Origin of the sequence: Nocardia sp. CA-119907 (genome assembly GCF_050955995.1) — a bacterium.
Lineage (GTDB): Bacteria > Actinomycetota > Actinomycetes > Mycobacteriales > Mycobacteriaceae > Nocardia.
On sequence record NZ_CP192091.1, the window covers coordinates 6,839,998 to 6,866,265 of the forward strand.

General features: G+C 66.0%; 29 protein-coding genes. 13 read left to right on the plus strand and 16 right to left on the minus strand.

Translation table 11 applies throughout. From position 1 onward, the window contains the following. The first annotated feature begins 3 nt into the window (after positions 1–3). The 5 genes from ACQP2D_RS30490 to ACQP2D_RS30510 all read left to right on the plus strand — a co-directional run bounded on the left by ACQP2D_RS30490 (position 4) and on the right by ACQP2D_RS30510 (position 2,719). A complete protein-coding gene (locus tag ACQP2D_RS30490; RefSeq protein WP_433679372.1) occupies positions 4–642 on the plus strand; it encodes a DUF402 domain-containing protein in 639 nt (212 codons plus the stop codon). Between the two features lie 67 nt (positions 643–709). Then, positions 710–1,234 carry a DUF402 domain-containing protein gene (locus tag ACQP2D_RS30495; protein ID WP_433679373.1) on the plus strand — a complete coding sequence of 175 codons (525 nt, stop codon included), beginning with the start codon at positions 710–712 and terminating at the stop codon, positions 1,232–1,234. A 113-nt stretch (positions 1,235–1,347) separates the two neighbouring features. Further along, the gene (locus tag ACQP2D_RS30500; protein WP_433679374.1) at positions 1,348–1,713 is read left to right on the plus strand and encodes an ArsR/SmtB family transcription factor; all 366 of its coding nucleotides are present in this window, start codon (positions 1,348–1,350) and stop codon (positions 1,711–1,713) included. Beyond that, complete coding sequence (locus tag ACQP2D_RS30505) at positions 1,710–2,258, plus strand: pyridoxamine 5'-phosphate oxidase family protein (protein WP_433679375.1); 549 nt, start codon at positions 1,710–1,712, stop codon at positions 2,256–2,258. Before ACQP2D_RS30500 ends, ACQP2D_RS30505 begins: the two co-directional genes overlap by 4 nt. Further along, positions 2,255–2,719, plus strand: coding sequence for an SRPBCC family protein (locus ACQP2D_RS30510; RefSeq protein ID WP_433679376.1), 465 nt, complete (start codon positions 2,255–2,257; stop codon positions 2,717–2,719). Before ACQP2D_RS30505 ends, ACQP2D_RS30510 begins: the two co-directional genes overlap by 4 nt. Positions 2,720–2,743: 24 nt before the next feature. On the opposite strand, the gene coaE is transcribed toward ACQP2D_RS30510, so the two are convergent. After that, the gene (gene coaE / locus ACQP2D_RS30515; protein ID WP_433679377.1) at positions 2,744–3,955 is read right to left on the minus strand and encodes a dephospho-CoA kinase; all 1,212 of its coding nucleotides are present in this window, start codon (positions 3,953–3,955) and stop codon (positions 2,744–2,746) included. A 779-nt stretch (positions 3,956–4,734) separates the two neighbouring features. Here coaE and ACQP2D_RS30520 point away from each other — a divergent pair. Then, positions 4,735–6,888: an MMPL family transporter gene (locus ACQP2D_RS30520; protein ID WP_433679378.1), complete on the plus strand. Its 2,154-nt coding sequence runs from the start codon at positions 4,735–4,737 to the stop codon at positions 6,886–6,888. On the opposite strand, the gene ACQP2D_RS30525 is transcribed toward ACQP2D_RS30520, so the two are convergent. The 5 genes from ACQP2D_RS30525 to rpsA form a co-directional block, all read right to left on the minus strand. Beyond that, on the minus strand, positions 6,885–7,517 hold the full coding sequence (locus tag ACQP2D_RS30525; protein ID WP_433679379.1) for a TetR/AcrR family transcriptional regulator: 633 nt from the start codon (positions 7,515–7,517) through the stop codon (positions 6,885–6,887). The genes ACQP2D_RS30520 and ACQP2D_RS30525 overlap by 4 nt on opposite strands. A 21-nt stretch (positions 7,518–7,538) precedes the next feature. Then, positions 7,539–9,083, minus strand: a complete 1,545-nt coding sequence (locus ACQP2D_RS30530) for a phospholipase C (protein WP_433679380.1) — start codon at positions 9,081–9,083, stop codon at positions 7,539–7,541. Between the two features lie 252 nt (positions 9,084–9,335). Next, positions 9,336–9,485, minus strand: coding sequence for a hypothetical protein (locus ACQP2D_RS30535; protein WP_433679381.1), 150 nt, complete (start codon positions 9,483–9,485; stop codon positions 9,336–9,338). Next, the gene (locus tag ACQP2D_RS30540; protein WP_433679382.1) at positions 9,464–10,774 is read right to left on the minus strand and encodes an SPFH domain-containing protein; all 1,311 of its coding nucleotides are present in this window, start codon (positions 10,772–10,774) and stop codon (positions 9,464–9,466) included. The genes ACQP2D_RS30535 and ACQP2D_RS30540 overlap by 22 nt, the downstream gene beginning before the upstream one ends. Before the next feature lie 178 nt (positions 10,775–10,952). Beyond that, positions 10,953–12,422 (minus strand): 30S ribosomal protein S1, encoded by a 1,470-nt coding sequence (gene rpsA / locus ACQP2D_RS30545; RefSeq protein WP_354957690.1) that lies wholly within the window; start codon positions 12,420–12,422, stop codon positions 10,953–10,955. A 289-nt stretch (positions 12,423–12,711) separates the two neighbouring features. Between rpsA and ACQP2D_RS30550 the strand changes: the two genes are divergently transcribed. Next, a complete protein-coding gene (locus ACQP2D_RS30550; RefSeq protein WP_433679383.1) occupies positions 12,712–13,566 on the plus strand; it encodes a class I SAM-dependent methyltransferase in 855 nt (284 codons plus the stop codon). 3 nt (positions 13,567–13,569) lie between these two features. Here the strand turns inward: ACQP2D_RS30550 and ACQP2D_RS30555 are convergent, their stop codons facing one another. Continuing rightward, entirely contained in the window at positions 13,570–14,157 is a 588-nt protein-coding gene (locus tag ACQP2D_RS30555; protein WP_433679384.1) for a hypothetical protein, read from the minus strand. Positions 14,158–14,277: 120 nt separating this feature from the next. Next, positions 14,278–14,865 carry a TetR/AcrR family transcriptional regulator gene (locus ACQP2D_RS30560; protein ID WP_433679386.1) on the minus strand — a complete coding sequence of 196 codons (588 nt, stop codon included), beginning with the start codon at positions 14,863–14,865 and terminating at the stop codon, positions 14,278–14,280. Positions 14,866–14,908: 43 nt separating this feature from the next. Between ACQP2D_RS30560 and ACQP2D_RS30565 the strand changes: the two genes are divergently transcribed. Then, entirely contained in the window at positions 14,909–15,805 is an 897-nt protein-coding gene (locus ACQP2D_RS30565; protein ID WP_433679387.1) for an SDR family NAD(P)-dependent oxidoreductase, read from the plus strand. Between the two features lie 83 nt (positions 15,806–15,888). On the opposite strand, the gene ACQP2D_RS30570 is transcribed toward ACQP2D_RS30565, so the two are convergent. The 3 genes from ACQP2D_RS30570 to ACQP2D_RS30580 all read right to left on the minus strand — a co-directional run bounded on the left by ACQP2D_RS30570 (position 15,889) and on the right by ACQP2D_RS30580 (position 18,481). Further along, the gene (locus ACQP2D_RS30570; protein WP_433679388.1) at positions 15,889–16,059 is read right to left on the minus strand and encodes a toxin-antitoxin system HicB family antitoxin; all 171 of its coding nucleotides are present in this window, start codon (positions 16,057–16,059) and stop codon (positions 15,889–15,891) included. Between the two features lie 7 nt (positions 16,060–16,066). Beyond that, positions 16,067–16,951 (minus strand): SPFH domain-containing protein, encoded by an 885-nt coding sequence (locus tag ACQP2D_RS30575; RefSeq protein ID WP_433679389.1) that lies wholly within the window; start codon positions 16,949–16,951, stop codon positions 16,067–16,069. 156 nt (positions 16,952–17,107) lie between these two features. Next, entirely contained in the window at positions 17,108–18,481 is a 1,374-nt protein-coding gene (locus ACQP2D_RS30580; protein WP_433679390.1) for an FAD-binding oxidoreductase, read from the minus strand. 71 nt (positions 18,482–18,552) lie between these two features. Between ACQP2D_RS30580 and ACQP2D_RS30585 the strand changes: the two genes are divergently transcribed. Further along, complete coding sequence (locus tag ACQP2D_RS30585) at positions 18,553–19,458, plus strand: LysR family transcriptional regulator (protein ID WP_433679391.1); 906 nt, start codon at positions 18,553–18,555, stop codon at positions 19,456–19,458. A gap of 1 nt (position 19,459) precedes the next feature. Here ACQP2D_RS30585 and ACQP2D_RS30590 read toward each other — a convergent pair whose 3' ends face one another. Genes ACQP2D_RS30590 through ACQP2D_RS30600 form a run of 3 tightly spaced genes read right to left on the minus strand, consistent with a single transcriptional unit; the run spans position 19,460 to position 22,074 of the window. Continuing rightward, entirely contained in the window at positions 19,460–20,212 is a 753-nt protein-coding gene (locus ACQP2D_RS30590; protein WP_433685806.1) for an amino acid ABC transporter ATP-binding protein, read from the minus strand. 32 nt (positions 20,213–20,244) lie between these two features. Further along, on the minus strand, positions 20,245–21,207 hold the full coding sequence (locus ACQP2D_RS30595) for an amino acid ABC transporter permease (RefSeq protein ID WP_433679392.1): 963 nt from the start codon (positions 21,205–21,207) through the stop codon (positions 20,245–20,247). A gap of 3 nt (positions 21,208–21,210) precedes the next feature. Continuing rightward, entirely contained in the window at positions 21,211–22,074 is an 864-nt protein-coding gene (locus ACQP2D_RS30600; protein ID WP_433685807.1) for an ABC transporter substrate-binding protein, read from the minus strand. Positions 22,075–22,497: 423 nt separating this feature from the next. Between ACQP2D_RS30600 and ACQP2D_RS30605 the strand changes: the two genes are divergently transcribed. Both ACQP2D_RS30605 and ACQP2D_RS30610 read left to right on the plus strand, forming a co-directional pair. Beyond that, positions 22,498–22,824, plus strand: a complete 327-nt coding sequence (locus ACQP2D_RS30605) for an IclR family transcriptional regulator domain-containing protein (RefSeq protein ID WP_433679393.1) — start codon at positions 22,498–22,500, stop codon at positions 22,822–22,824. Between the two features lie 41 nt (positions 22,825–22,865). Then, positions 22,866–23,354: a tautomerase family protein gene (locus ACQP2D_RS30610; RefSeq protein WP_433679394.1), complete on the plus strand. Its 489-nt coding sequence runs from the start codon at positions 22,866–22,868 to the stop codon at positions 23,352–23,354. A 216-nt stretch (positions 23,355–23,570) separates the two neighbouring features. Here the strand turns inward: ACQP2D_RS30610 and ACQP2D_RS30615 are convergent, their stop codons facing one another. Next, on the minus strand, positions 23,571–24,629 hold the full coding sequence (locus ACQP2D_RS30615; protein WP_433679395.1) for an isocitrate/isopropylmalate dehydrogenase family protein: 1,059 nt from the start codon (positions 24,627–24,629) through the stop codon (positions 23,571–23,573). Between the two features lie 137 nt (positions 24,630–24,766). Here ACQP2D_RS30615 and ACQP2D_RS30620 point away from each other — a divergent pair, with 137 nt between their 5' ends. Continuing rightward, entirely contained in the window at positions 24,767–25,288 is a 522-nt protein-coding gene (locus ACQP2D_RS30620) for a 2'-5' RNA ligase family protein (protein WP_433679397.1), read from the plus strand. A gap of 49 nt (positions 25,289–25,337) precedes the next feature. After that, a complete protein-coding gene (trxA, locus tag ACQP2D_RS30625; protein WP_433679398.1) occupies positions 25,338–25,706 on the plus strand; it encodes a thioredoxin in 369 nt (122 codons plus the stop codon). A gap of 88 nt (positions 25,707–25,794) precedes the next feature. Here the strand turns inward: trxA and ACQP2D_RS30630 are convergent, their stop codons facing one another. After that, entirely contained in the window at positions 25,795–26,229 is a 435-nt protein-coding gene (locus tag ACQP2D_RS30630) for a 2-keto-3-deoxygluconate kinase (protein WP_433679399.1), read from the minus strand. Positions 26,230–26,268: the final 39 nt, after the last annotated feature.

The following is a 26,268-nucleotide window of genomic DNA, read 5'->3' on the forward strand; positions in this document are numbered from 1 at the left end:
GCCATGAGCGCTCTGATTCCATTGCTTGCCGCCGCGCCCGCTATGACCGGAATCGCCGGTTATGTCGCGCGAGATTTCCGCGGGCTGGCTCCCGCGAACCACACAACTTCCACCGCCGCACCGGGATCACCGATGACAACCCAACTAAGACCGCAGATAGAACACTTCAATATCGCCGAACTGACCATGACCGACCCCAAGGGTTATGTGCGGCCGATAGACCGGGTGCACGTCGAGCCGTGGGGGCTGTATGTGGCGCGCACCGTCAACGGTCCGCGGATCCAGTACCTGGAGACCTGGCTGCTGCCCGAACTCTGGTTGCGCGTGACGATCGCGCACTACCAGCCGGGGCATCACCGCGACCTGGACTACTGCCTGCATATCGGCGAGTACACCCGGATCGAGCCCAAGCGCTGGAAGTCCATGGACCAGTACCTCGAGATCGCGGTGCGGCACGGCCGCGCGGCCCAACTGCGTGGCGTCGACGAATTGCTGACCGCACATGCGGCCGGTCTGATCGATACGACCCACGCGCACCACGCCCTCGACCGGGCGGCCAAGGCAATGGCGGGGGTGGCCGCGCATGGCCACGAGGTGGAGCCCTGGCTCGCCACTCAGGAGATCATACTGACCTGGATGTAGCCCAGCAGCCGAGCAAGCCGCCGCCATACCACTCGACGTGGCCGCAACGGCGGTAGATTCTGTGTGCATGACACAGGCACCATCAGTGGACGTGCACAGGCCCAAGGTCGAGTACTTCAACCTCGCGGAACTGACCAACACGGACCCGAAGGGCTTCGTCCGGCCGGTTGAGCGCTACCGCGCCGAACCCTGGGGCCTGTACATGGCGCGCACCTCGGACCATCCACAGTTCCACTACATCGAATCGTGGCTGCTGCCCGGACTTTCCATCCGGGTAACGGTCTTCCACTACCACCCGGCACACCGCCGCGATCAGGACTACTACCTCGATATCGGTCAATTCACCCGGGTCGAGCCGAAGAAGTGGAAGGCGGTGGACCACTATCTCGATATCGTGGTGCGCTCCGAGCGCGAGACCGAACTGCTCGATATCGACGAACTGCTGGCCGCGCACGCCGCGGGCCTGATCACCCTCGCCGAGGCCACGGCCGCGATCGACCACGCATCGATCGCCATCGACGGCATCGCCGCCCATGGCTACTCACTCGAGCGCTGGCTCGACACGCTCGACATCACCCTGACCTGGCTGTAACCGGACCGTCGCACCGGCGCTAGCCGAATTTTTCGCCAGCCCCTTGACAGGCCAGCGTCCGTCGACGCACCATTTAACCAGTCAGTTAATTAGCCAACTGGTTTAATATATCCATGACGGACGACCGGACCATGACGGACAGCTCCAAGACCGACGACCTCAGCCGAACCTTCGCCGCACTCGCGGACCCGACCAGGCGGGCCATCCTCGCCCGGCTCGCCGAGGGCGAAGCGAGCGTCACCGAACTCGCGGAACCGTTCGCCATGAGCCTGCCCGCCATCTCGAAACACCTGAAGGTGCTCGAACGCGCCGGACTCATCACCCGCGGCCAGCACGCGCAATGGCGCCCGTGCCGACTGGAGGCGGCGCCGCTCGGCGCGGCGACCGACTGGCTGGACCGGTACCGGAAATTCTGGGACGACCGTTTCGATCGGCTCGACCAACATCTGCGACGAATACAGCAAAAGGACACTCCATGACTTCCAAGCCACCCGATCTCGCAACGCTGCCCCAGGGCGATATCCGCCTGCTCGACACCGAAGTGGCCCAGCGGCTGCTCGCGGCGAATATTCCGGCACGGCTGGCCTTCACCGCGGCCGACGGCACACCGCGAGTGCTGCCGATCAATTTCTGGTGGAACGGCACCGAAGTGGTCATGGCCGGTTTCGCACCGTCGAAGAAGGCGAAGATGCTGCGGGCCAGACCCGATGTCGCCATCACCATCGACACCAATTCCGCACCGCCCGAGACATTACTGATCAGGGGACGCGCGGAGGTATCCGAAATGGACGGGCTCGCACCGGAATACGCGGCCGCAATGCGTAAGGGCGGCGCGGATACGGTCGCCGACTACCTCCGCTTCCTGACCGAACTGGCGCCGCGGATGGAGCGAATCGTGGTGCGGCCCAATTGGGTCGGCCTGATGGACTTCCGCACCAGATTCCCCGAGGGTGCCCCCGATTGGATGACCGGTGCCGACAGCCGCGCACCCCACCCCGAACACGAGGAGACGACACTGTCATGAGCGAGCGATCGATCAACACAGCCGAGCGCGAATTCACCATCGTCCGGGTCTTCGACGCCCCGCGCGAGCTCGTCTTCCGGGCCTGGCTCGATCCCGATCAGCTGGTCGAATGGGCTGGACCGGAAGGCTTTTCGACACCACGGGAGAGCATCGTGGCGGAGCCGAGGGTCGGCGGCCGCTACGAGTCGGTCATGGTCGCCGACGCCGATGGCACCAGCTTCCCGAGCGCGGGTGTGTTCCGGGAGATCACCGAACCCGAGCGCCTGGTCTTCACCTGGGGCGATCCGACCGGCGACGGCAGCGCCGAGCGCGAATCGGTGATCACGGTGACCTTCGACGAAACCGCTGACGCCAAGACCACCATGACCTTCCATCTGCTGGCCCCCGGACCGCTGAGTCCCGAGGACGACGCGAAGCGGGGCTGGGGGCAGAGCCTGGACCGCTTGGCCGCGCTGTTCTGAACGGCCGAAAAGCCTTCGCGCAGTTCAGTGTTCGACGCTGTCCCGCCACGCCGCGGCCCGGGTGTAGGCAGCGTCGAACCATGGCTCCTTGACATCCAGGTAGGCCAGCGTGGCCGCCTCCCTCGTCAGCCCGGCGGCCTTGGCCTCGCCCTCGCGCTCGATCTCCAGATATTCCGCGCGCACCGCCGCGTCGGCGCGCAACCAGTCCCGAAAAAGCAATGCGAACTCCTGACCGGGTGAGCCCGCGACTCGAATATGCACATTGGCCAGCCGTCCCGGATCGGCATTCTGGTGAAATCGCTTGGCCCACAACGCCGTATCGGTACCAGCCGGATCTGCCGCGGTCGGTTTCGGATTGTCGCCGGTGATATCCGGACGTACCGGAAAACCTGCCGCACCCAACGCATCCCGCAGTCCGTCGGCGGCCGCCAGATCCGCGACGGTGATCTGCAGATCGATCACATCCTTTGCGGGCAATTCGGGCACCGCGGTCGAACCGATGTGATCGATCCGCGACGCCACCGAACCACAAGCCACCCACAGCCGGGCGATCAGCCGCTGTGCCTGGGCCGCCCACTCCGGATTCGCGGGGACCACGCGCAGCTCTTTCCGCCGCGCCGGTGTCCCGGTGCGCAGATCGGCCTCGAACGGCACCAGCCGTTCCGCCCACAATTGCCGGACCACCGGTTCGATTTCCCCCGGCGCGCCGCTATTGTCCAACAGCACATCCGCGGCGGCGCGTCGCTGTTCATCGGTGGCCTGCGCCGAAATACGCGCCCGCGCATCCGATTCGGAAACACCGCGGAATTCCACCAGGCGCTGTATCCGAATTTCCGCGGGCACGTCGACAATCAATACGAGATTCATCAGCGGCGCAAGGCCGTTCTCGACCAACAGCGGAATATCTTGAACAAGAATCGCATCCGAGGGTGCGGCGGAAATTAATTCCGCGGTTCGTTTACCGACCAACGGATGGACAATGGAATTCAGCGTCGCGCGCGCATCGTCGTTCCCGAAAGCCTTGGCCGCCAGCGCGGGGCGGTCCAGGGTGCCGTCGGCGGCCAGGATATCGGGCCCGAACGCCTCGACCAACGCCGCAAGGCCCTCGGTACCCGGTTCGACGACCTCCCTGGCGATCACGTCGGAGTCGACGATCACCGCGCCGAGCTCGGCGAGAATCCGCGCCACCGTCGACTTGCCCGCTCCCATGCCTCCGGTGAGGCCGATCCGCAACATTCGACCAGTCTCGCATCCGCGATCACCCACCGAACGAACGCCCTGGCACGCGAGCCGCACCCAATCGGCCTGATTACCCACCCGCATCGCACATTCCACCATCTGAAACACCATTTGCCCGATCCGTGACTCCGTCGAGACCATTTCGCAACATTTCCGATCGAATCGGGGACGCGAGCAACAACTTTCCGACACGCCAAGGCAATTACTTGCGCAAAATACTCTGCCGAGCACTTTCGTTCGGCTAATCTTCGCCGTGGCGATTCCAGGCCAGTACCAGCAAAGCAAAGGAACACCATTGGGCACCAAAATCAACCAGGCGGGTCGCCACCGTCTGGGAAGAGCGGGGGGCATGCACTGCATCAAGCACCCCGCCGTCGCGGCTGCGCTCGCTGAGCACCGCCGTTCATGGTTCACCGCGCTGATCAGCCCCGCGCGGCACAGCTTCGCCGCCATGCGAAAACGCTCCGCTGCGGCGACGGCGTACTGGGCACCTGCGACTGCCAGCTGAGCCCAGCCGCCCATCCGGCCAAAGACTTCCCGTGACCCAGCCCAATCGGAGCTGGGTCGCTTTGTGCTGCCGTCACCAGCCGCCCCATCCTGATAGTCACTTGCAATTTCTCCGCACCCCTCCTTAGGATGGCTGAAAATATCTGAGAGTGACTCTCAGGTTGCTACCTTCTGGAGGGGCGATGGCTCAGCTGACCGCAACCAGGCCTGGCTCAGCGGAGTCCGATAGCCCGGGGAAACCGGGGTTAGTCGGCCGGTGGGGCATCCTGATGGCCCGCCATCGCCACATCGTGCTGGGCGCGTGGCTGTTGGTCGTCATCGCCTGCGCGTCGGCCTACCCGGCCCTGCACGACCGCCTCAGCACTCCCGACTACTCGGTCCCCGGCTCCGAATCGGTTGCCGTCGATCACCTTGTGGCCGAACACTTCGCGCGCTTCGGCACCGAACAGGACCTCATCGTCTTCCATTCCGCCCAGCGCACGGTCGACACACCGGAATTCCGCGCGGTGATGGATCGGGCACTCGGCACGACCCGTGCCACCGCGGGGGTGGCGGGGGCGATCGGCCCGTTCGAAGGCAATGCGGCGGCCCAGATCTCGGCCGACCGGCACACCGCCTTCGGCATTGTCGGCGTGAACGGCGAGAAATCCGAACGCGTCGAGATCGCCAGAGAACTGCAAACCGAGCTGGCGGCCGCATCGGGTTCCGGCGTCCAGGCCATGATCACCGGATTCGCGCCAGCACAGGACGATCTCATCGAGATCGAGACCGCCGATATGCAACGCGCCGAAGCCATCGGCCTGCCGGTGGCGACCGCGGTGCTGGTGCTTGCCCTCGGCGCGGTGGTCGCGGCCACCCTGCCCATTACGGTCACCGCGGCGGGCATCGCCGTCGCCGTCGGCGCGCTATTCGGCCTCACCACCTTCCTCACCTTCGATTCGCTGGTGCTCTCGGTGGCCACCATGATCGCCACCGGCACCGCGATCGACTACGCGATGTTCATCGTCAGTCGATTCAACGAGGAGCTGACCCGTCGCGGCGTGCGCGACCGAAGATCCACCGAGGCCATCGCCGCGGCGGTCGCCACCGCCATCGATACGACCGGCCGCACCATCCTGGCGTCGGGCTTCATTGTGATGATCTCGCTGTGCGCGCTGTCGGTGGTCGGGCTGGCGATGCTGAACGGCGTCGCGATCGGCGTGGTGGTCGCAGTCATCGCCACCCTGATCGCGGCCTTCACCCTGCTGCCCGCGCTGCTGGCGACACTGGGTCCGGCAGTGAATCGCGGCGCCCTGCCGGTCGGTCTGCGACCGGCCGAGGTCCGATCCGCGGCGGCATCGAGTGCATGGGCCCGGTGGGCGCATACCGTAATGGGACGCCCCGTGCTCTTCGGCGCGATCGGTGTCGGGCTGCTGCTGGCCGCCGCGGCCCCGATCACCAGCATCCGCTACGGCGTCGATATGGGGCTCAGCTCGCTGGCGGATCGACCGACCGGGCAGGCCACCGAACTCGTCCAGCAGAACTTCGGACCCGGTCTGCTCGCGCCGATCGAGGTGGTTTTCACCGGACCGGACGGCGGGCCGCTCAGCGACGAAACCCGTTCCGACACCAACCGATTCGTCACCGAGCTGACCCGCGATCCGCGCATCGCCACGGCACTGCCGCAGCAGGCGGATGGCAGAGCGCTCGCCGTTGTGGTCCCCAAGGCAGCATTCGACTCGACCGCGGCCACCGATGTGGTCGCCGATATCCGTTCTCGTGCAACGGCTCTCGAGGGTGTCGAGGTCCGGGTCGGCGGCACTTCCGCCTCGTTCGCCGATGTGTCGCACCGGATCACCGCCCGCTTCCCGTGGGTGATCGCACTTGTGCTGACGGTGTCGCTGGCATTCCTGATCGTCGCGTTCCGCAGTATCGTCTTGGCGCTCAAGGCGATTCTGCTGAACCTGCTCGCCACCGGCGCCGCGCTCGGCCTCACCGTCGCGGTATTCCAGCACGGTATCGGCGAATCCGCGCTCGACTTCCACAGCACCGGATTCCTGCAGGTGTATCTGCCGATGCTGGTCTTCGCGGTGCTGTTCGGCCTGTCCATGGATTACGAGGTATTCCTGATCCGGCGGATGAAGGAACACTGGGACGAATCCGGCGACAATACCGCCGCGGTCACCGATGGGCTACAGCGCACCGCGCGACCGATCACCGCGGCCGCGGCCATCATGGTCGCCGTCTTCGCCAGCTTCCTGACCGCGAATGTGCTGGAGCTGAAGCAGATCGGGTTCGCGCTCGCTGTGGCTATTACGATCGATGCGGTGCTGGTCCGGCTGGTATTGGTGCCCGCGTTCATGCAGCTGTTCGGCCGGTGGAACTGGTGGCTGCCGCGGTTCGGCAAGGGTCCGGTCCCCCGCGCGATGGCAGCGAGCGACTAGCGGAATATGACCTCGATCGAATCGACGATCGATCCGATCGCCTTGGTATAGACATCCTTGAGACGTTCGGTGAAACCTGTTGCGGCCCAGTGGTCGAGGGCTGCAACGCAGCCCCACACCCCGGCCGCCGCCGCGATGCCGATGGCCAGATCGTCCGGACTGCGACCGGTCCGCTCGGCGAACAGCAGTCGGAATTCGTCGGCCATCTCCCGCATCCGGCGGGTTTGGCCGTCTCTGATCTCCGGAATCGAGACCACATACTGCAGGCGCCTGCGGATCCGACGTTCGGAGTCCGTGGTCAGTAATGACTCGATCAGCACCGGCACGATCAGCCGTGCGACGCGCACCAACTCGGCGGGCTCGACGATTTCGCCACCGCCAGCGGTCCGCATCACGTCCAGCACCCGCGGATCGGCCTCGTCGTAGAGGACCAGCATTTCCTTGGTGCCGAAGTACCGGTAGACCGAACTGGGCGACACACCGGCCGCCGCCGCGACCCGCTCCACCGTCACATTGCGGTACCCGTGCTCGTCGAACAGATCCAGCGCCACCTGCTGGATACGACTCATCGCCTCGATCTTCCTGCGCTCCCAGGCAGTCGAGGGAAACCCCACGGCGGACTCCGACATCAGGGCAAGAATACCTCCGGCTTACCCCCGCACGATGCCGCTCGGCTTGCGTCGCGTACCGGGGCGCTGGGCCGGCATCTGGTTGGGCGGCACCGGATACGGGACGCCCGCGGTCGCGGTGCCCAGCGCCACATTCGGCCCGCATTGGGCGACGGCGGCATCCATCTTCGGCTTCGGATCGCTCAGCACCGGTTTGGCCGCATTGGGCGTCGAGCCGAAGTCGAAGGTCGAGGTCATATCGCCGGTGACACTGCGCCGCCACGGCGTCAGGTTCGGCACTTGGACGCCGAATCGGGTTTCCAGCAGCCGCAGCTGGGAGGTGTGGTCGAAGGTCTCCGAGGCAACGAGCCCACCCCGGCTGTAGGGCGAAATCACCAGGCCGGGAACGCGATAGCCCAAACCGATCGGACCCGCGATGCCATAGGACGACTTCACCCGGTCCAATGGCACGGTGACGAATTCGCCCGGCGTACCCGCCGGTGCGGTCGGCGGGGTGACGTGGTCGAAGAAGCCGCCGTTCTCGTCGTAGCTGATGATCAGCGCGGTCTTCTCCCACACCTTCGGATTGGAGGTGAGGATATCGAGCAACTGCACGATGCCGTATGCGCCGAAGGCCGCGGGCAGGGCGGGATGTTCGCAGTTGATCAGCGACGGGATCACCCAGGAGACGGCGGGCAGGGTGTCGTTGGCGACGTCGGCCTGGAAGTCGTTGGGGTACACCGGTACCAGACCCCGCCGGGCCAGTTCGGAATTCGGATCCGCCGATTGGGTGAAGCAGCCGAGCATGCCGTCCAGGATCACCGTGGACAGCGGGCCGACATCGCGGTTGTTGTAGATCTTCCAGCTGACACCCGCCTCGGAAAGATTTTCCGGGTAGGTCCGCCAGCTGTACACGTGCTGCGGGATCAGGGTGGGCGTTTCCAGCAGCGGTCCGCCCGCCACCCCGTCCGGGTCGATGGTGGCGCTGATCCAGTACAGGCGGTTCGGGTCGGTGGGGCCGAGAACCGAACAGTGGTAGTTGTCGCAGATGGTGAACGCGTCCGCGAGTTCGTGATGGATCGGAATATCCTCGGCCAGGTAGTAGCCCATGGCCGCGGGGGCATTGGCCGGGCCGACGCTGGCGATGGACATCGGCATCCACTGGTCATTGGCGCCGCCGTTCCAGGCCCGATGCATACCAGCCCAGGTGTGGTCGGGATCATTGATGCATTCGCCGTCGAGGGTCGCGCCGCGCGTGGTGTCGAGGCGGAACGGGTTGACGAAACCGTCCGCGCTGGGGCCGACGCCGGGCGTCCAGCCGTACTGCTGCCAGGCCTTCGACGCCTCGCCGAAGCCGCGGACACCGGACATGGTGCCGAAATAGTGGTCGAAGGAACGGTTTTCCTGCATGAGCAGGACGAAGTGCTCGATATCGCCGAGCCCGCCGGTGCCCGCCGGATCCGAGGCATAGGCCCGTTCGATGATCGGATTGGCCCAGGACGCCAATGCGCCGACCGCTCCGGCCGCGGCGGCCTTCGCCAGGAACTGCCTCCGGTTGAGACCGCTGAACGGACTCGCTGCGCACATGCGTGCTGTTCCCTTCCCTCGTGGCCAGGACAGGCTCGATCGAACCAGGCGCCGACTATTCGCCTGCACCCTACCGTGAAGGCGATTGCACTTTCCGGTGAAGTTGGTCAATTGTCCGACTCATCGCTATGACGCCGTTTTCGCGCGGCGAAGCCTACGCGAGCCGATGCAGCACGAAAGGCGATTCCAGTCGGTGTAGCGCACGCCGTCGGCCGGACCGCGCGGACCTTCGAGACGATATGCGGCGCAGCCCTACTCGTCGAGCTGGGGCCTGCCGGACTCGGGGGCGGCCCGTCCCGACGACCACGCTTCGAGCACGTGCGTCAACTGGCCGATGAGCGTGGACAGCCCGGACAGGTCACCGCCCAGCTGATAGGTCTTCAGCTCGGCGGGCGTCGGCAACTGCGCGACGATCTGCGGCAGCGAATCAACCAGCTGCGCTTGGGTGGCCGAGGCGGAGCGCTGATTGGTGTTCTCGATCCGAATTCGATCGCGTTCCAAATCCAGCAGCGCGTCATCATGGGCCGCCCGCGAACGCCTGGCCGCGACGGCGATCTCACCGTCGAGCTCGAGCTGTCGCAATCCGCCGTCCTGCGTAGATTTTCGGCCCGCTCGGCATGCTGTTCGCGCTCCAACCGCAATGCGTGCAGCGCGGTCTCCTGTGCGAGATCGGCGACCGCGCGTTCGTCGTCGTGCTCACGGGTGGTGCGCCGCAACCGTTCCGCGGTCTCCCGGTCGAATCGCGCGGCCTCGTTGCGTGCCCGCAGTTCGGCCAGTTCGCGTTCGTTCTCGATCCTGCGCTCTTCGGCAACCCGATTCGCTTCGGCTTCGCGAGCCGAAAGCACCTCTTGCGCAGCGAGTTCCGCTAGCCGGGCGATCTGGTTCTGCGCACTGCGGTAGGGCCTCTGCAGGTTCTCCCACAGCGTCGACGAGCTCACCACCGCCTCCTTGATCTGCACCGTGACGATGCGCAAGCCGAGTCCACGATCGCTGTCCGCCTTGGCATTTCGATCGGCGCTGCCCTCGGCGACCGCGCGCAGGCGTGCGGTCAACTCCTCGATGATGGGCTGCTTATCGCTGAGCACATCGCGCACGCCCATTGTGGAGACCTTGTCCTTGATCGCCGCCTCGGCCTGCTCGCGCAGCTGAATATTGACCAGCCGCATGGGATCTTCGTCATCGGAGAAGTCGAGCTTGCGGTAGGCCGTGGCGAAATCCTCGATGATCCACTGCACATACCCCTGCACGAGCACGCCCTGTAGTTCGCTGCAGATGCAGTAGGCATTGATGAGAATCGTCTGCATCGCGCCCGGCACAACGAGATACGAGTCGGTCGCTGGGTTGCAGCGGAACGATACCCCGAGCCCGATATGCAGCGGTTCGGCGCGACCGCGCCGGGTGTGCACGACAAAGGCATTGGGCGGCACCAAAACCGTTTGCCAGCGCCAGAATCCGGTGACCCGGACCTCCACCGGCCCGGGGCCGCCGCCCTGCATACCCTGCGGCGTGGGCCCGACCCGATCGGCCCGTTTCGCCATCGCACCGCGTCGCACCGGACCACCCGGTGCCCCCGGGGCGGCCAGCGGCGCCGGTGCGGACGCGGGCTTGCGGGTACGCAGATCCCCCTCCAGCGCCGCCTGCTGCGCCACCACTTGGTCGAGATAGTCATTCTTGCCCGGATTGCTCCCCATGACCGGGCACATTACCGGCGAATCCGGTGAGCTACCTGGCGAATTCAGTTGACGCACAACCAATGCGCAGGACCGGCCCTACCGCACGCCAACCAGCCAGCACTGAGAGTCGCTGCGCACCGAATGGCAAAGGCCCCGGTCCGATCGGACCGGGGCCTTTGTTAGTGCTCTACCCGAATCAGGCGTTGCCGGAGAGCTTCTCCCGCAGGGCCGCGAGCTGGGCGTCGCTGGCCAGCGAACCGCCAGCAGGCTCGGCCTGGCTCGACGAGGAGGACTGCGCACCGCTCTCGGAGGAGTAGTTCGACGCACCGCCACCGTTCGCGGCCTCGGCCGCGGCGTCGGCCGCCATCTTCTCCATCTGCGCGGTGTGCATCTTGTGGCGACGCTCCGCCTCGGCGTAGCGGCCTTCCCACTCTTCGCGCTGCTTGTCGAAGCCCTCGAGCCACTCGTTGGTGTCGGGGTCGAAGCCCTCGGGGAAGATGTAGTTGCCCTGGTCGTCGTAGCTGTCGGCCATGCCGTACTTCGACGGGTCGAACTCGGCGTGGTAGTCCTCGTTCGCCTGCTTCAGCGACAGCGAGATCCGGCGACGCTCCAGGTCGATGTCGATGACCTTGACCATCGCGTCGTCGCCGACCGCGACGACCTGGTCCGGGACCTCCACGTGGCGCTCGGCCAGCTCGGAGATGTGCACCAGGCCCTCGATGCCCTCTTCGACGCGCACGAACGCACCGAACGGAACCAGCTTGGTGACCTTGCCCGGCACGATCTGGCCGATCGCGTGAGTGCGGGCGAACTGACGCCACGGGTCTTCCTGGGTCGCCTTGAGCGACAGCGAAACCCGCTCGCGGTCCAGATCGACGTCGAGCACCTCGACGGTGACCTCGTTGCCGACCTCGACAACCTCGGACGGGTGGTCGATGTGCTTCCAGGACAGCTCGGAGACGTGCACCAGACCGTCGACGCCGCCCAGGTCCACGAAGGCACCGAAGTTGACGATCGAGGAGACCACACCCTTGCGGACCTGGCCCTTCTGCAGCTGGTGCAGGAACTCGCTGCGGACCTCGGACTGGGTCTGCTCGAGCCAGGCGCGGCGGGACAGGACCACATTGTTGCGGTTCTTGTCCAGCTCGATGATCTTGGCCTCGATCTCCTTGCCGACGTACGGCTGAAGGTCGCGGACACGACGCATCTCGACCAGCGAGGCGGGCAGGAAGCCACGGAGACCGATATCGAGGATCAGGCCGCCCTTGACGACCTCGATGACGGTGCCCTTGACGGCCTCGTCCTTCTCCTTGAGCTCCTCGATGGTGCCCCACGCACGCTCGTACTGCGCCCGCTTCTTCGACAGGATCAGGCGGCCTTCCTTGTCCTCCTTGGTGAGAACAAGAGCCTCGACCTCATCGCCCACGGAAACGACCTCGTTGGGGTCGACATCGTGCTTGATGGAGAGTTCGCGAGAGGGGATGACGCCTTCGGTCTTGTAACCGATGTCGAGCAGGACCTCGTCACGATCGACCTTGACGATGGTTCCTTCGACGATGTCGCCGTCGTTGAAGTACTTGATCGTAGCGTCGATGGCGGCGAGGAAGTCCTCGGCGGAGCCGATGTCGTTGACGGCTACCTGCGGCGAGGTGACGGTGGTGGGCATATGTCGGTTTGCTCCGGACGGATTGTGGTCGGTTGCGGACATTGGAACTTTCGGTACGCTGCGAACTCACCGCGATGACGCGACGTGACGGACATACTGAACGTACCGCACGCAAACGCTTGTGAAACTCAGCACGAGCGCTCTGTTACTTCAGTACAGTTGCCGTCGCAGACTGTTACTGCAACGACACCGGTACGGCAGTACCCTGGACACTCGCTGGTTCAGCGTACGCGACCTTGGTCCAGCCGGGCAAACCGGTCCACACGCCACGCCGCACTAGGCTATCGGCGTGTCGGAAGATCGCCATGCACAAGCAAACGCACTGCTCGGGACCACCGGAACCGCGCGGACCCGGATCGGCTCGGCAGCCAGTCAGCAGGCCAGCCGCCGCTGGTGGGACGCCGATGCCACCGATTATCACGAAACGCACGCCGATTTCCTCGGCGTGGACTCCCCCGGCGGCGAATTCATCTGGTGCCCGGAGGGCCTGCACGAGGGGGATCACCACTTCCTCGGCGAGATCGCGGGCAAACGGATCCTGGAGATCGGGTGCGGATCCGCCCCGTGTTCGCGCTGGTTGGCCGGGCAGGGAGCGCAGGCGATCGGGCTGGACCTATCGATGGGGATGCTCGAGCGCGGGCTGGCGGCGATGACGCGCGGCGGGCCGCAGGTGCCGCTGGTGCAGGCAGGGGCGGAGGCATTGCCCTTTGCCGACGCATCGTTCGATATCGCCTGTTCGGCATTCGGCGCGGTTCCGTTCGTCGCGGATTCCGAACTGGTGATGCGTGAGGTGGCACGGGTGTTACGGCCCGGCGGCCGGTGGGTGTTCTCGGTGAACCATCCGATGCGATGGATTTTTCCGGACGATCCCGGGCCCGCGGGGCTGACCGCCTCGATTCCGTATTTCGACCGCACCCCCTATGTAGAGGTCGACGACGACGGCACGCCGACCTACGTCGAACACCACCGCACGATCGGTGACCGGGTGCGCGAGATCGTGGCCGCCGGGCTGGTGCTGGATGACATCGTGGAACCGGACTGGCCGGAATGGCTCGAGCGCGAGTGGGGGCAGTGGAGTCCGCTACGCGGCGAACTGTTCCCCGGAACCGCCATCTTCGTCACCCACAAACCGGCTCACGACTGAGACTCACCCCAAGAACGCGGGCAGGGCCGCGAAGTTCGGATCGATCCGGGCGGCAGGGCAGGTCCGCGCGACCCAGCGGCGGACGCGCGAGAGCGGGTGCTCCGGGAACCGGTCGTCCCAGCGGTGGTCATCGGCCGCGTTATAGGGCAGCGCACCTTGGAGACCGGGGGCGTACGGATGCGGCGGATACATATTGTCGAAGCCGATCTCCAGCGCGAGCACCGCCTCGCGGATTCCGGTGGTGCCGGTCTCCGGGCACAGCATCTGCAGGACCGCGCTGCAGTTCGCCTTCGGCACGGTGAGCGATGCAGCGAAGACCAGCCCGGTCGGCTGATCGGGCAGCCGCATCTTCTGCAGCCGCAGCAGAGCCGGCTGCGAATCGACTCCAACGATGAAAGCCTCTATGAGACAACCGCTTTCGGCGTGTATCTCAGCAAGTCTGCGGCGCAACGTCGCTAGATCCGTCAGCGGCGCGGGCAGGTCGGGCACCAGATCGAAGTAGGACAGCTGGACGATGTCCCCGGTCGCGGGATCGCGCCACGCACTGGTATCGAGCTGCTGTAATCCGCGGGTGTCGAACGATATTGGCACCCGATCACGCTACCCGGGTCGGCATGCCGCGGTCTTCGGCATGCCGACCCGGACGCGGATCGGGCACCGGGGCGGCGTGCGGCGCCCGCCGGCGATTTCCACGGTTCGGAAGCGCCCGAATCAGATGGTGGTCGAACGGAATTCGGCGAGCAGTGCGGCACGGGCGTCGCTGATGTGCGATCCCAGGTCACCGCCGGTGTGCAGCCAGATTTCGTAGCCCGCGAAGAAACAGGCCATGCCGACCTTGGCCCACAGCAGCGGCCGCACATCGGTGCCTACCTGGACGCCCATCCGGCGCGCGAGGTGTTCGGCGAGCAGGGATTCCACCGCGTTTCGCTTGGCGAGTTCGCGCGCCTGCAGAGCCGGGGTGGCCGCGATCAGCGCATCGCGTGCCCGGGCGTCGGCGAGGCGATCGACGAAGCGTTCGACCAGCGGACCGATGACCGCGGCCATGGTCTGCTCCGGAGATTCATCGGCGGGGCGGTCGGCCAGCAGCCGCGCCAGCTCGGCGCGATGCTCGTCGTCCTCGGCGAAGAGCAGTTCGTCTTTGCTCGGGTAGTAGCGGTGCAGGGTGCGCGTCCCGACGTCGGCCTCGGCGGCGATATCCGCCACCGTCACGGCGTCGTAGCCGTGTTCGACGAACAACCGCAGCGCGGCATCGGCGATCGCCCGCCTGGTCCGCTCCTTCTTCCGATCCCGCAGTGACATTCAAGTATTGTCGCACAGGCTGCCATGTGGCAGACTCTGCCATATGACAACAAGTGACAGAACTGTCGTGATCACCGGCGGCACAAGCGGGCTCGGCCGCGAATGCGCCAGGGCGCTCGCCGCCGATCCGCGGTGGACAGTCGTCGTCACCGGGCGCGACACCGACCGGGCGCGCGCCGAAGCCGTCACCATCGGCGCGCGCGGAATGGCGCTCGACCTCGGCGAACTCACCTCCGTGGCACATTTCGCCGACGAATTACGCGGGGACGGGCTGCCGCCGTTGCGCGCTCTGGTGTGCAATGCCGGACTCCAGTTCACCCGGCGCAGCTACACCACGGACGGCGTCGAAGCGACCTTCGGCGTCAACCATCTCGGACACCTCGCACTGGTCCAAGCGCTGTTGGACGACCTGCTCGCCCCCGCCCGCATCGTTTTCGTCACCTCGGGCACGCATGATCCGGATCAGTTCACCGGCATGCCGCATCCACTGGAAACCAACGCTCGCCGACTCGCCTATCCGCCCGAACCGACCGAATCCGCGCAGCGCGACGGCCGCCGCCGCTACAGCACCTCGAAATTGGCCAACCTGCAGACCACCTACGAATTGGCCAGGCAGCTCGCGGGGCGCGGTATCACGGTGAATGCGTTCGATCCGGGACTGATGCCGGGCACCGGACTCGCCAGGGATGCCGGGGCGGCCGCACAACTGTTGTGGCGCACGGTCGCCCGGGGTCTGCTGCTACTGCCCGGTGTGAATACGCCGCGCCGCTCGGGCGCCGATCTGGCCCGACTCGTCACCGATCCGACACTCGCCGAGGTGACCGGTCAGTACTTCGCCGGCCGCACCGCAAAGCAGTCATCGAAGGCGTCCTATGACCGCGCTGCGCAACATGCGCTGTACGCCGACAGCCTGGAACTGCTCGGCGAGCTCACGCACTGAGATCGCCGGATGCGAATACCGACGGTGCCGAACACCCGTCGGTATTCGGCACCGTTGCGGCAGAGCACATTTCGCGACCCCGGCTAGTCCTCGACCGGCTTCGTTCTCGGGCCGCGACCCGCCTGTTTCAAGGCCAGGCGCAACGCGTATTCGATTTGGGCGTTGATACTGCGCAGGTCGTCGGCGGCCCACTGGGCGATGGCCTCGTGAATCGACGGGTCGAGGCGTAGCAGGATCTTCTTGCGCTCGGCCATGGGCGACTCAGGCGTAGAGCGAGCCGGTATTGACGACGGGCTGGGTGGCTCGGTCACCGCACAGGACGACCAGCAGGTTGGAGACCATGGCGGCCTTGCGTTCCTCGTCGAGTTCGACCACGCCCTGTTCGGCGAGCCGGTCCAGCGCCAGACCGACCATGCCGACCGCACCCTCGACAATGCGGGTGCGCGCGGCGACCACCTGCGCCGCCTGCTGACGCACGAGCATGGCCTGGGCGATCTCCGGCGCGTAGGCGAGGTGGGTGATCCTGGCCTCGATGACCTCGATGCCCGCCAAATCGGTGCGCTCGCGCAGTTCGATGGTCAATTCCTCGGCCACTTCGGTGCCGTCACGCAGGCTGGTGGTGTCCTTGTCGTGCGCGTCGTAGGGGTGGGTGGTCGCCAGATGCCGCACCGCCGCCTCGGACTGGGTCTCCACGTACTCCGTGTAGTCGTCGACCGAGAACGCGGCCTTGAAGCTGTCGACCACCCGGTAGACCACGACGGCGGCGATCTCCACCGGGTTGCCGTCGGCATCGTTGACCTTGAGCTTCTGCGTCTCGAAGTTGCGCACCTTCAGCGAGATGCTGCGGCGGTCCGTCAGCGGCACCACGGAGAAGAAGCCAGGTTCGCTGAGCGAGCCGATATAGCGGCCGAAGAACTGAACGACCTTGGCCTCGTTGGGATTCACTACGGTGAGCCCGGTCGCCAGCAGCAGGAGCACCACCGCGATGACGGTCGCGACGATCGCGCCGACCAGGGCGGGCACATTGTCATGGTTCGCCGCCGCGGCATAGCCGACGATGGCACCGCCACCGATCAACAGCGTGAGCACAAACCAGGACACCAGCACGAGAAAGCCGTTGACGTGGAATGCCGACCGAAGCTTCATGACATCCTCCGAGTATCAAAGTGATATCACGAAGATAGCACCCGAAGCTGATGTCGCACACTCCCGCTTTCGTGCGTTCACGGCAATGACGAAGCCCCGCACGGATTCGACCCGTGCGGGGCTTCGGTTGGCGCAGCCGCCGAAACGGCTCGCGCGTCAATTCGCGGGCTTGATGTTGCGGTTGTAGCGGAACATGTTGCGCGGGTCGTACTTCGCCTTCAGCGCGGACAGTCGCGCATAGGTATCCGGCGCATAGCCACCCCGAGTCTGCGCGTCGTCGGCGGCGGCACCCGCGCCGTAGAGGAAGTTCAGACTGTGGCCGATTGTCCACGGCGCGAGCGCCGCGCGAACCACCGCGTGATCCTCCGGCGCCTCGTCGCCCGCATCCGGTCCGGGCATCGTGATGACGCGGACGATGTACTGGGCGTCGCGATTGTCCACGGCGATGCCCGTGGGGCCGCTGCGGCGTAGCGCTCCGCCGAGGTGCCGGATATCGACGACCGCCTGGATCGGCGATTCGGGTCCGGTGGCCGCGAGCAAGGCCGACAACGTTTCTCCGGTCAACTGACCCAGCAGCGCATTGGTGGCGGCGTAGGCGTGCGGATGATCGGGATCGCTGTGGATGGTGTGCGATTCGGTGTACGGCATGACCCGCAGGTCGTCCTTCAGCCGCTCCCCGACCGCACGCAGCGGGGCCACCAGTCGCTCCCCATCCTCGGCGGATCCGTTGTAGGCGATTCGGATCGAGGCGACGTAGCGCCCGCGCAGCGGTTCCGGAATCTGCGGGATGGGCGGGAAGGTCATGACGGTGACCGTCGAGGTCAGTTCATCGGGAAGCGTTGTGGTCCAGTCCTTCCACACTGCCAGGGCGTGTTCGACCAACGGAGTGTCGAAGGCCAACTGGCCGCCGTACACGGTGGTGACCGGCACGAGCGCCAGATCCAGCGCGGTCACCACACCGAAGTTGCCGCCGCTGCCGAGCACCGCGCCGAAGAGTTCGTCGCCGGGTGTCAGCGTACGCACCCGACCGTCCGCGGTGACGAGTTCGATGACGCGCACATGTTCGGCGGCGTAACCGAATTGCCTTGCCAGCAGGCCCAATCCGCCGCCCAGGCTGTAGCCGACCACGCCGACCGATGGCGAGGACCCGTTCAGCGGCGCCAGCCCGTACTGCGCGGCCGCCTCGACCAGCGCACCGGCACGCACTCCCGCGCCGATTCGGGCGGTCCGGGTCTGCGGGTCGATCCGGATATCGGTCATTCTGCGGGTGCTGATCAGTACGCCGCCGTCGGCCGCGACCGAGAGTCCGTGCCCGGTGGCCTGGACCGCCACCGGAAGTCCGTTGCGCGCCGCGTATTCCACCGCGCTGCGCACATCCTCGGCGTGCACCGCGCCGACCACCAGCGCGGGGCGATGGGTGTACGCGGCCTGGAAGCCAGCGATCTCCGCGTCGTATCCGGTGTCACCGGGGCGGAAGAGCGGGCCGGTGAAGGTGTCGATATCGATGATCTGATCTGCGGTGTTTCCCATGCCCTAGACGATGCCCGCCTTCTGATCAGAAGTACAACAGATAGTTGTGCTCACATCTATAATCAGCAGTTATGGAACTGCGCCAGCTCCGCTACTTCGTCACCGTGGTCGAGGAGGCCAACTTCACCCGCGCCGCGGCTCGGCTGCACCTGGCCCAGCCCGGGCTCAGCGCACAGATCCGTCAACTGGAACGTGAACTGGGACAACAGCTTCTGGATCGCGGCAGCCGTGCGGTAACGCCGACCGAGGTGGGCGCGGCGGTGCTGACACATGCCAGGGCCGCCCTCGCGGCGTCCGAGCGGATCACCGCGACGGTCGACGAATTCACCGGACTGCTGCGCGGGCACGTCCGCGTCGGCTGCATCTCCGGCGCCGCGAGTGCGGATTTCGATATCGCCGCGGTGCTGGCGGATTTTCATGACGACCATCCGCAGGTCGGCATCAGCCTGACCGAGGACACCTCTGAACGCATGCTGGCCGCGGTGCGCAGTGGTGAGCTGGATATCGCCTTGATCGGGTTGTCCGGCGCGGAGCTCGGTGCCGATATCGGTGTCGACGTGGTGCTCGATACACCGGTGGTCGCGGCGGACGGGCCGAGTAGCGCAGCGGATGGGAAGGGCCACGCCGTGATCGCGCTCACCGAACTCCGCGATCACCCACTGATCTGTCTGCCGCGCGGCACCGGAATCCGGGGTGTATTCGATCGCGCCTGTGCCGCAGCAGGATTCGAGCCCGATATCGCCTTCGAAGCCGCCGCTCCCCCGCTGCTGCTACGGCTGGCCGCCCGCGGCCTCGGCATCGCGGTGGTGCCCGCGCTGACGGCAGCGGAGGCCGACGCATTCGGGGTGCGGGTACGGCCGATCATCGAGCCGGAGCTGCACGGACAGCTCGCGCTGGCGTGGCGGCGGGATCGCCCCGGCAGCCCGGCCGCGAAAGTCCTACTCGGACAGCTCCGTATCGGTTTGGGCAGCCGCTGAATCAGAGCAGCCGCGACAAGAACGCCTTGGTGCGTTCATGTTTCGGCTCGGCCAGGACCGCACGCGGATCGCCCGCCTCCACGACGACACCGCCGTCCATGAACACCAGCTGGTCGGCGACCTCCCGGGCGAAACCCATCTCGTGGGTGACGACCACCATCGTCATACCGTCGGCGGCGAGTTCGCGCATGACCCCGAGCACCTCACCGACCAACTCCGGATCCAGCGCCGAGGTCGGCTCGTCGAAGAGCATCAGCTTCGGATCCATGGCCAGCGCGCGGGCGATGGCGACGCGCTGCTGCTGGCCGCCGGAGAGCTGGGCCGGAAAGGCATTCGCCTTGTCCCCCATGCCGACTCGGTCCAACAGTTCATGTGCGCGGGCCACGGCGTCCACCTTGGGAATGCCCTTCACCTGCATCGGCGCCTCGATGATGTTCTCCAGCGCCGTCCGGTGCGGGAACAGGTTGAAGTGCTGGAACACCATGCCGATATCGCGACGCTGCTTGGCCGCGTCGCGCGGGTGCATTTCGTAGAGCTTGCCGCCCTTTTCGCGATAGCCGATGAGATCGCCGTCGACGTAGAGCCGACCAGCGTTCACCTGCTCGAGGTGGTTGATGCAGCGCAGGAAGGTCGATTTACCCGAACCCGACGGTCCGATCAGGCACAGCACTTCGCCGCGCCCCACCTCGAGCGAAATACCCTTGAGCACCTGCAGCGCGCCGAAGTTCTTGCACACCCGATCCGCGACGATCATCGGAGTCGCATCGTTCTTATCCGGACTCGCGCTCATTTCGCCTTCACAATCGTCTGCGCATCGGCAAGTTCCTGCAGCTGCTTGGCGGTCAGCTGCCGAGAGGCGCCCCGCGAGTAATAGCGCTCCAGGTAGTACTGCCCGATCATCAGCACACTGGTGACCGCGAGATACCAAGTGGCGGTGACCAAGAGCAGCGGAATCGGCTGGAAGTTCACGCCGTAGATATCGCGGGCGCGGCCGTACAGGTCGGTGCTCAATGGAATCGCGGTCACCAGCGAGGTGGTCTTCAGCATGCCGATGAGCTCATTGCCGGTCGGCGGGATGATCACCCGCATCGCCTGCGGTAAGACGGTCCTGCGCATGGTCTGCGACCACGACATGCCCAGCGCCGTCGAGGCCTCACGTTGCCCCTCCCCGACGGAATTGATTCCGGCACGGACGATTTCGGCCATGTACGCGGCCTCGTTCAGACCGAGGCCGATCACCGCGAAGGTGAACGCGGCCTGCAATCCCTGCACATCGATCCGCACGAACTCGGGCCCGAACGGCACACCGAGCTGGATCGATTTGTACAGCGACGGGAACAGACCCCAGAACACCAACTGCACGAAAACCGGTGTGCCGCGGAAGATCCAGAGATATACCCAGGCCACCGAGCGCAGCACCGGATTCGGGGACAGGCGCATCACCGCGAGCAGTGTCCCCAGCACGACGGCGATCGCCATCGCCAGCACGGTCAGCTCCAGGGTGACGACCGCGCCGGAGGCGATCCGGCTGTCGAACAAGTACTTTCGATAGGTCCCCCATCCGTACGCGGGGTTGGTGGCCGCGCCATAGATGAAGAGCCCGAGCAGGGCGAGGATGATCGCCGCGGCGATCCATCGGCCCGGCCTGCGCAGTGGAACGGCCTTGATCGGCTCCGGTTCTGCCGAGTCGATCGGCCCGCCGGGCCCGGTGTTGTCGCCGGGCGCCGACGTGGTCTCGGGTGTGGACATCGATCAGCTCTCGGCGCCGTTGATGACCGACTTGGTGATCGCGCCTTCCTGCACACCCCAGTTCTTGGTGATCTCCAGGTACTTACCGTTGTCGATCAGGTGCTGGACGGCGGCCTGCAGCGCCTTGCCGAGCGCCGAACCCTTGGGGATGGCCCAGCCGTAGGGCGCGGAGTCGAAGACCTTACCGGCCGCCTCGATCTTGCCGTCGCTCTTCTTGATGGCGTACGCGGTCACCGGCGAATCCGCCGACATCGCGTCGACCTGGCCGAGCACCAGGGCATTGGTTGCCGCGCTCTGCTCGTCGAACGGCTTCTTATCGATGGCGGGCTTGCCCTCCGCCTCGCACTTCTTGCTGCGGGCCGGGATCTCATCGGTGTCCTGAACCGTGGTGGCCTGTACCGCGACCCGCTTACCGCAGGCGTTGTCCGGGTCGACCGGCTTACCCGCCTGCTGCGCCCACTGGCTGCCCGCGTTGAAGTAGGTGGTGAAGTCGACGCTCTGTTCGCGTTCCTTGGAGTCGGTGATGGAAGACATGCCGACGTCGTAGGTGCCCGCCTGGATCGCGGGAATGATCTTCTCGAAGGAGGATTCGAGGTATTCGGCCTTGAGGCCGAGGGTGGCGGCGACGGCGTCCATCAGATCGACATCGAAGCCGACGATTTTGCCGCTCGGGTCCTTGTACTCATTGGGCTGATAGGGGATATTGACTCCGACGACGAGCTTGCCCGACTGCTTGATCTTGTCCGGGAGCAGGGCGGCGGCCGTATCGACCTTCTCGATACCGGAAACCTTCGCGACCGCGGGCGAGTTGTCTTCGGAGTTACTACAGCCCGTCAGTACCAGGGCACCACCGGCGAGCACACACATTGCTTGCAGGGCGCGCCTGCCAAGAACCGATCGAACAGACACAGCAGCCCTCCACATTTCGGATTCGAGAAACCCGGGTGTCACCACCCGTTTGGCAATCTAAGCGATCGAGCCGTTTCGTGCTGGACAGTAGTGAAAGTGCGACACGAAGTCGTTGCGAACTCACTGCCGCCCAAGTGCCGATTCGCCGCCGGAACACCCTACCCTCTCGTTCGCTAGCCGATTGCTCGGCCCGGGTGGCGACAGCAGTGTCTTCCAACACAGTGCGCACGCTGATGCCGCCGAGCATTCCAGACAGGTTCCCCGCGTGAACTACCGCTCGCCGCAGCGCCGCGATTGGCCCGGGAAGGCGAACCTCCGGCGAACCCGCCCCTGCATGCGGTCGACGCCGCCGGTGCCGAAAGACGCGTCACTGATGCCGCCGTGTCGGAATCGCTGGGTTGCCTCACGACCGCCACGGTCGCTGATGCCGATCATCTTGCGACCGAACCGAATACGATCCGCCGCGACGGCATCGACGACGACAACCAGGAGAGCCGACTCGACCTCTCCTGTATCGCAGCATCCAAGTTCGACCATCGCAGCCGCGCCATCGCCGCAACATCCATCGCCGCGCCGCACCGCCGTCGCGCCTCGAGACGGTGCTTCGCCTCGGCGTCGCAGACCATCGCACGCAACTGCCTCGCAGCGCATGACGCCGCAGTCCTGAAACCGCACCGACAGCACCCTATGACAGTTGTTATAGGGTGACGTATCGTCTCTCTATAACGATCGTTATAGAGGAGCTATCAATGACCGTCATCACCGTGCACAGCGCGAGGGGCCGCTTTACCCAGGACCAGCGCCGACAGCTTGCCGAGACGCTCACCGATGCCGTGCTCGTGCCCGAAGTCGGCCGGTTCGCGCCCGCCGCTCGTATCGGATTCCAAGTCCACTTCACCGAGCGCGACATCGACAGCATGGCCATCGGTGGCGTGCTGCTCGCCGACCAGGATCCGCGTCCGGACGTGATGGTGATCGATATCGCCGTCATGGACGGCGACTGGACCCGAGAGGTCCGCAAGGACGTGATCGAACGCATCCTCGCCGCGCTCACGGAAGCGACCGGGGTCCGAACCCCGTCCCCCACTTGGTGGATCAACTTCCGAGTCATCGAGGAGGGCAGCTGGGGTTCGCGCGGCGGCGTGCTGTCCATTCTCGATCTACTCGGCAGCGGCGTCTTCACCGAGGACAAGGCCGCCGGCATCCGGGCCCATATCGCCGCGGTCACCAGCGCCTGAGAGCCGCCTCGACCGCGGCGGCCGAGTCAGGGGCTCGGGCACACCGCGTCCATCGCCGCCTTCCTGTTCTCGACCGACGTCTCCGGCGGACTGACCGTGGTGCATCGAACTCGGCGTCGTGGCAGTGCTCTCGGTGATCGCAACCGTCATCCTCCGAGAAGTCCTCGGCCGCAACGGCTCCTGAAGCCCCGGCGGGAGCCGGCCGCGTGACCGGTGTCAGCGGCGATGCACGCGGGCGCGGACCTGCTCGGTGAATTCGCTGGTCGAGGCGAGACCGCCCAGGTCGGCGGTGGCGATTCCGGCGGCGAAGCTGGCCGCGACGGCGCGCTCGATGCGTTCACCGGCGCCCACCAGTGCGCGGTTGCTATCGCGAATTCCCAGCCAGTGCAACAACATTGCGGCCGAGAGTTGTAGCGCTGCGGGATTTGCGCGGTTGTGTCCGGCCAGGGTCGGTGCGGCGCCGTGTACCGCCTGGGCCATCGCCTTGGTCGCCGAGCAGTTCAGCGATGCGGCCGTGCCGAGCGATCCGCTCAACTCCCCCGCCAGATCGGAAAGGATATCGCCGAAGAGGTTCTCGGTCACCAGCACGTCGTAGTCGCGGGCGGCCCGGACCAGATGCGCTGCGGTCGCGTCGACATGCTCGTCGTCGACCTCGACGGCGGGATAGGCGTGTGCGACGTCATAGCAGACGTCGCGGAACAGACCCATGGTCATGGGCAGCACATTGGCCTTGTGCACGATGGTCACCCGCTTGCGCCGCCCCGCCGCGAGCCGGAAGGCCTCGTGCGCGATCCGCTCGCAGGCCTGCCGAGTGATCACGCCGACCGCCATCGCGATATCGGAGGTCGGCCGGAACTCACCGGATCCGGCGAACATATTGCGGTCGGCGTAGAAGCCCTCGCTGTTCTCGCGGACGATCACCAGGTCGATATCAGGGGCGCTCGCCTTGATTCCAGCGAAGGCGCGGGCGGGGCGGATATTGGCGTAGAGACCGAAGCGTTTGCGGATGACCCCACCGGGAGCGATCCGGTGCTCGGCCGGGTAGGAGGCATTGTCGTGCGGGCCGATAATCCAGGCATCGAGTTCGTCGAGAGCCGCGAGAGTCTGCTCCGGCAGCGGCTCACCGAATTCCTCGATGGCACGGTGCCCCATCAGCAGGGGAACCCATTCGACGGCGGCCGCGCCCGCCGCGGTGAGCGCTTCGTCGACCACGACGCGAGTCGCCTCGACCACCTCGGGGCCGATGCCATCGCCTTCGATGAGGCCGAGTCGCATGGGCGACGTGTCACATTCCCTCGCAGCGTTCACCGGGTCATCTTCCCGCGACCTGGTCCATACACCGACATCTGGGGCCGAGGCTGTGCGCGTTTCGCCGCGCACAGCGCCGCGAGGACGGCTAACCTCTCGTGAACATGGTGCAGTCGGTCGAATTGCTGTTGGACGACGCGGCCGATGCGGAGATCCGGCGGCAGTGGCAGTTGCTCGCGGATGCCGGCATCCCGAGTTTGGCCGGGAAGCAAACCGAGACCAACCGGCCGCACATCACCGTCGCGGTGGCCAGGCAGATCTGGCCGCGTATCGATCACGCGCTCGAGCAGCTGACCTTCCGGCCGATTCCGGTGCGACTGGGCGGGCTGCTCGTCTTCGGTGCGCGCCATCCGATCCTGGTGCGGCTGGTGGTGCCCTCGGAGCCGCTGCTCGCACTGCAGCGACGCATTTTCAACGCGGTGTCGCCGTGTCCAGGGGTTCCGGCGAATCTGCAGCCAGACGAGTGGACGCCCCATGTCACACTGGCCAGGCGGGTGCCGACGCACCATCTCGGCGAGGCGATCCACGCGGTCGCCAGGGACCGTGATTTCAAGGCGACCGTGGTGGGTATACGCCGTTGGGATGGCGATCAGCGGCGTGAGTGGCCGGTCGCCCGGGGAAGATAAGCACAGCGCCGGGCGTTACAGCTGGCGACATACGACACGAGAGGACGTCATGGCCACCCAGACGCTGAACCAGCAGAATTTCGATGAGATAGTCACCGGAAACGACGTGGTACTGGTCGATTTCTGGGCCGACTGGTGCGGTCCGTGCAAGAGCTTCGCACCGACGTTCGAGGCCTCCTCGGACAAGCATCCGGATGTCGTGCACGGCAAGGTCGACACCGAGGCCGAGCAGGGGCTGGCCGCCGCCGCCAATATCCAGTCCATCCCGACCATCATGGCGTTCCGTGAGGGCGTGCTGGTCTTCGCGCAGCCGGGCGCATTGCCGCCCGCCGCGTTGGAGGATCTGGTCACCCAGGTGAAGGCGCTGGATATGGACGAGGTGCGCAAGCAGCTCGCGGAGCAGCAGGCCGAGAAATAACTTCCGGCTCGGACAACCGAGCCGACGGGCCGTTCACATTCTTGTGGAATGTGAACGGCCCGTTGTGTTTTGGGCTCCGTGTCCGCTCTCAGGCGCCCAGCTGGTTCACGCCCGCAATCATGGCGCGGACGGTGGATTCGGCGCCGTCGTCGGCCAGGGCCGCGCCCCAGCCCCGCCTGCCGTTGCATTCGCACTGCACGAAGGTCGCGGTGCCCGACTCCGTGCGGCGCTGGTGGAATTGCAGGATTTCGACCGGATAGCCCTCGTCGTAGAGGGCCGAGGTCATCGCCGCGACCGGACTACCGGTGGCGATCACCGTGCGCAGGTGGTCGGCGAATTCGAGGGTCGCGGTGAACTCGGCGCTCCGCTTGCCCGCGGGCGACCAGTCACCGACCCGGATCGGGCCGGTGAGTTCGCAATAGCGGTCGTGGAACTGCGCCGGCGTCAGATCGGCGCATTCGGCGCGCAGCGCCTTGGGCGCGGCGGCGATGAACGTGTCGGTGTCGAGAGTCAGCATGGTCATTGCGCGTAGGTCTTCCCGAGGATTGTCTTCTCAATTGAC

What these genes read in the sequence shown, in the direction of transcription:
- ACQP2D_RS30575 (WP_433679389.1), bottom strand. Translation starts at nt 16,951, where the DNA reads ATGAAGCTTCGGTCGGCATTCCACGTCAACGGCTTTCTCGTGCTGGTG.
- ACQP2D_RS30620 (WP_433679397.1), top strand. Translation starts at nt 24,767, where the DNA reads ATGGTGCAGTCGGTCGAATTGCTGTTGGACGACGCGGCCGATGCGGAG.
- ACQP2D_RS30580 (WP_433679390.1), bottom strand. Translation starts at nt 18,481, where the DNA reads ATGGGAAACACCGCAGATCAGATCATCGATATCGACACCTTCACCGGC.
- ACQP2D_RS30530 (WP_433679380.1), bottom strand. Translation starts at nt 9,083, where the DNA reads ATGTGCGCAGCGAGTCCGTTCAGCGGTCTCAACCGGAGGCAGTTCCTG.
- coaE (WP_433679377.1), bottom strand. Translation starts at nt 3,955, where the DNA reads ATGTTGCGGATCGGCCTCACCGGAGGCATGGGAGCGGGCAAGTCGACG.
- ACQP2D_RS30600 (WP_433685807.1), bottom strand. Translation starts at nt 22,074, where the DNA reads ATGTGTGTGCTCGCCGGTGGTGCCCTGGTACTGACGGGCTGTAGTAAC.
- ACQP2D_RS30565 (WP_433679387.1), top strand. Translation starts at nt 14,909, where the DNA reads ATGACAACAAGTGACAGAACTGTCGTGATCACCGGCGGCACAAGCGGG.
- ACQP2D_RS30520 (WP_433679378.1), top strand. Translation starts at nt 4,735, where the DNA reads ATGGCCCGCCATCGCCACATCGTGCTGGGCGCGTGGCTGTTGGTCGTC.
- ACQP2D_RS30570 (WP_433679388.1), bottom strand. Translation starts at nt 16,059, where the DNA reads ATGGCCGAGCGCAAGAAGATCCTGCTACGCCTCGACCCGTCGATTCAC.
- ACQP2D_RS30490 (WP_433679372.1), top strand. Translation starts at nt 4, where the DNA reads ATGAGCGCTCTGATTCCATTGCTTGCCGCCGCGCCCGCTATGACCGGA.
- trxA (WP_433679398.1), top strand. Translation starts at nt 25,338, where the DNA reads ATGGCCACCCAGACGCTGAACCAGCAGAATTTCGATGAGATAGTCACC.
- ACQP2D_RS30610 (WP_433679394.1), top strand. Translation starts at nt 22,866, where the DNA reads ATGACCGTCATCACCGTGCACAGCGCGAGGGGCCGCTTTACCCAGGAC.
- ACQP2D_RS30590 (WP_433685806.1), bottom strand. Translation starts at nt 20,212, where the DNA reads ATGATCGTCGCGGATCGGGTGTGCAAGAACTTCGGCGCGCTGCAGGTG.
- ACQP2D_RS30510 (WP_433679376.1), top strand. Translation starts at nt 2,255, where the DNA reads ATGAGCGAGCGATCGATCAACACAGCCGAGCGCGAATTCACCATCGTC.
- ACQP2D_RS30595 (WP_433679392.1), bottom strand. Translation starts at nt 21,207, where the DNA reads ATGTCCACACCCGAGACCACGTCGGCGCCCGGCGACAACACCGGGCCC.
- ACQP2D_RS30630 (WP_433679399.1), bottom strand. Translation starts at nt 26,229, where the DNA reads ATGACCATGCTGACTCTCGACACCGACACGTTCATCGCCGCCGCGCCC.
- ACQP2D_RS30615 (WP_433679395.1), bottom strand. Translation starts at nt 24,629, where the DNA reads ATGCGACTCGGCCTCATCGAAGGCGATGGCATCGGCCCCGAGGTGGTC.
- ACQP2D_RS30540 (WP_433679382.1), bottom strand. Translation starts at nt 10,774, where the DNA reads ATGGGGAGCAATCCGGGCAAGAATGACTATCTCGACCAAGTGGTGGCG.
- ACQP2D_RS30560 (WP_433679386.1), bottom strand. Translation starts at nt 14,865, where the DNA reads ATGTCACTGCGGGATCGGAAGAAGGAGCGGACCAGGCGGGCGATCGCC.
- ACQP2D_RS30505 (WP_433679375.1), top strand. Translation starts at nt 1,710, where the DNA reads ATGACTTCCAAGCCACCCGATCTCGCAACGCTGCCCCAGGGCGATATC.
- ACQP2D_RS30525 (WP_433679379.1), bottom strand. Translation starts at nt 7,517, where the DNA reads ATGTCGGAGTCCGCCGTGGGGTTTCCCTCGACTGCCTGGGAGCGCAGG.
- rpsA (WP_354957690.1), bottom strand. Translation starts at nt 12,422, where the DNA reads ATGCCCACCACCGTCACCTCGCCGCAGGTAGCCGTCAACGACATCGGC.
- ACQP2D_RS30500 (WP_433679374.1), top strand. Translation starts at nt 1,348, where the DNA reads ATGACGGACGACCGGACCATGACGGACAGCTCCAAGACCGACGACCTC.
- ACQP2D_RS30495 (WP_433679373.1), top strand. Translation starts at nt 710, where the DNA reads ATGACACAGGCACCATCAGTGGACGTGCACAGGCCCAAGGTCGAGTAC.
- ACQP2D_RS30585 (WP_433679391.1), top strand. Translation starts at nt 18,553, where the DNA reads ATGGAACTGCGCCAGCTCCGCTACTTCGTCACCGTGGTCGAGGAGGCC.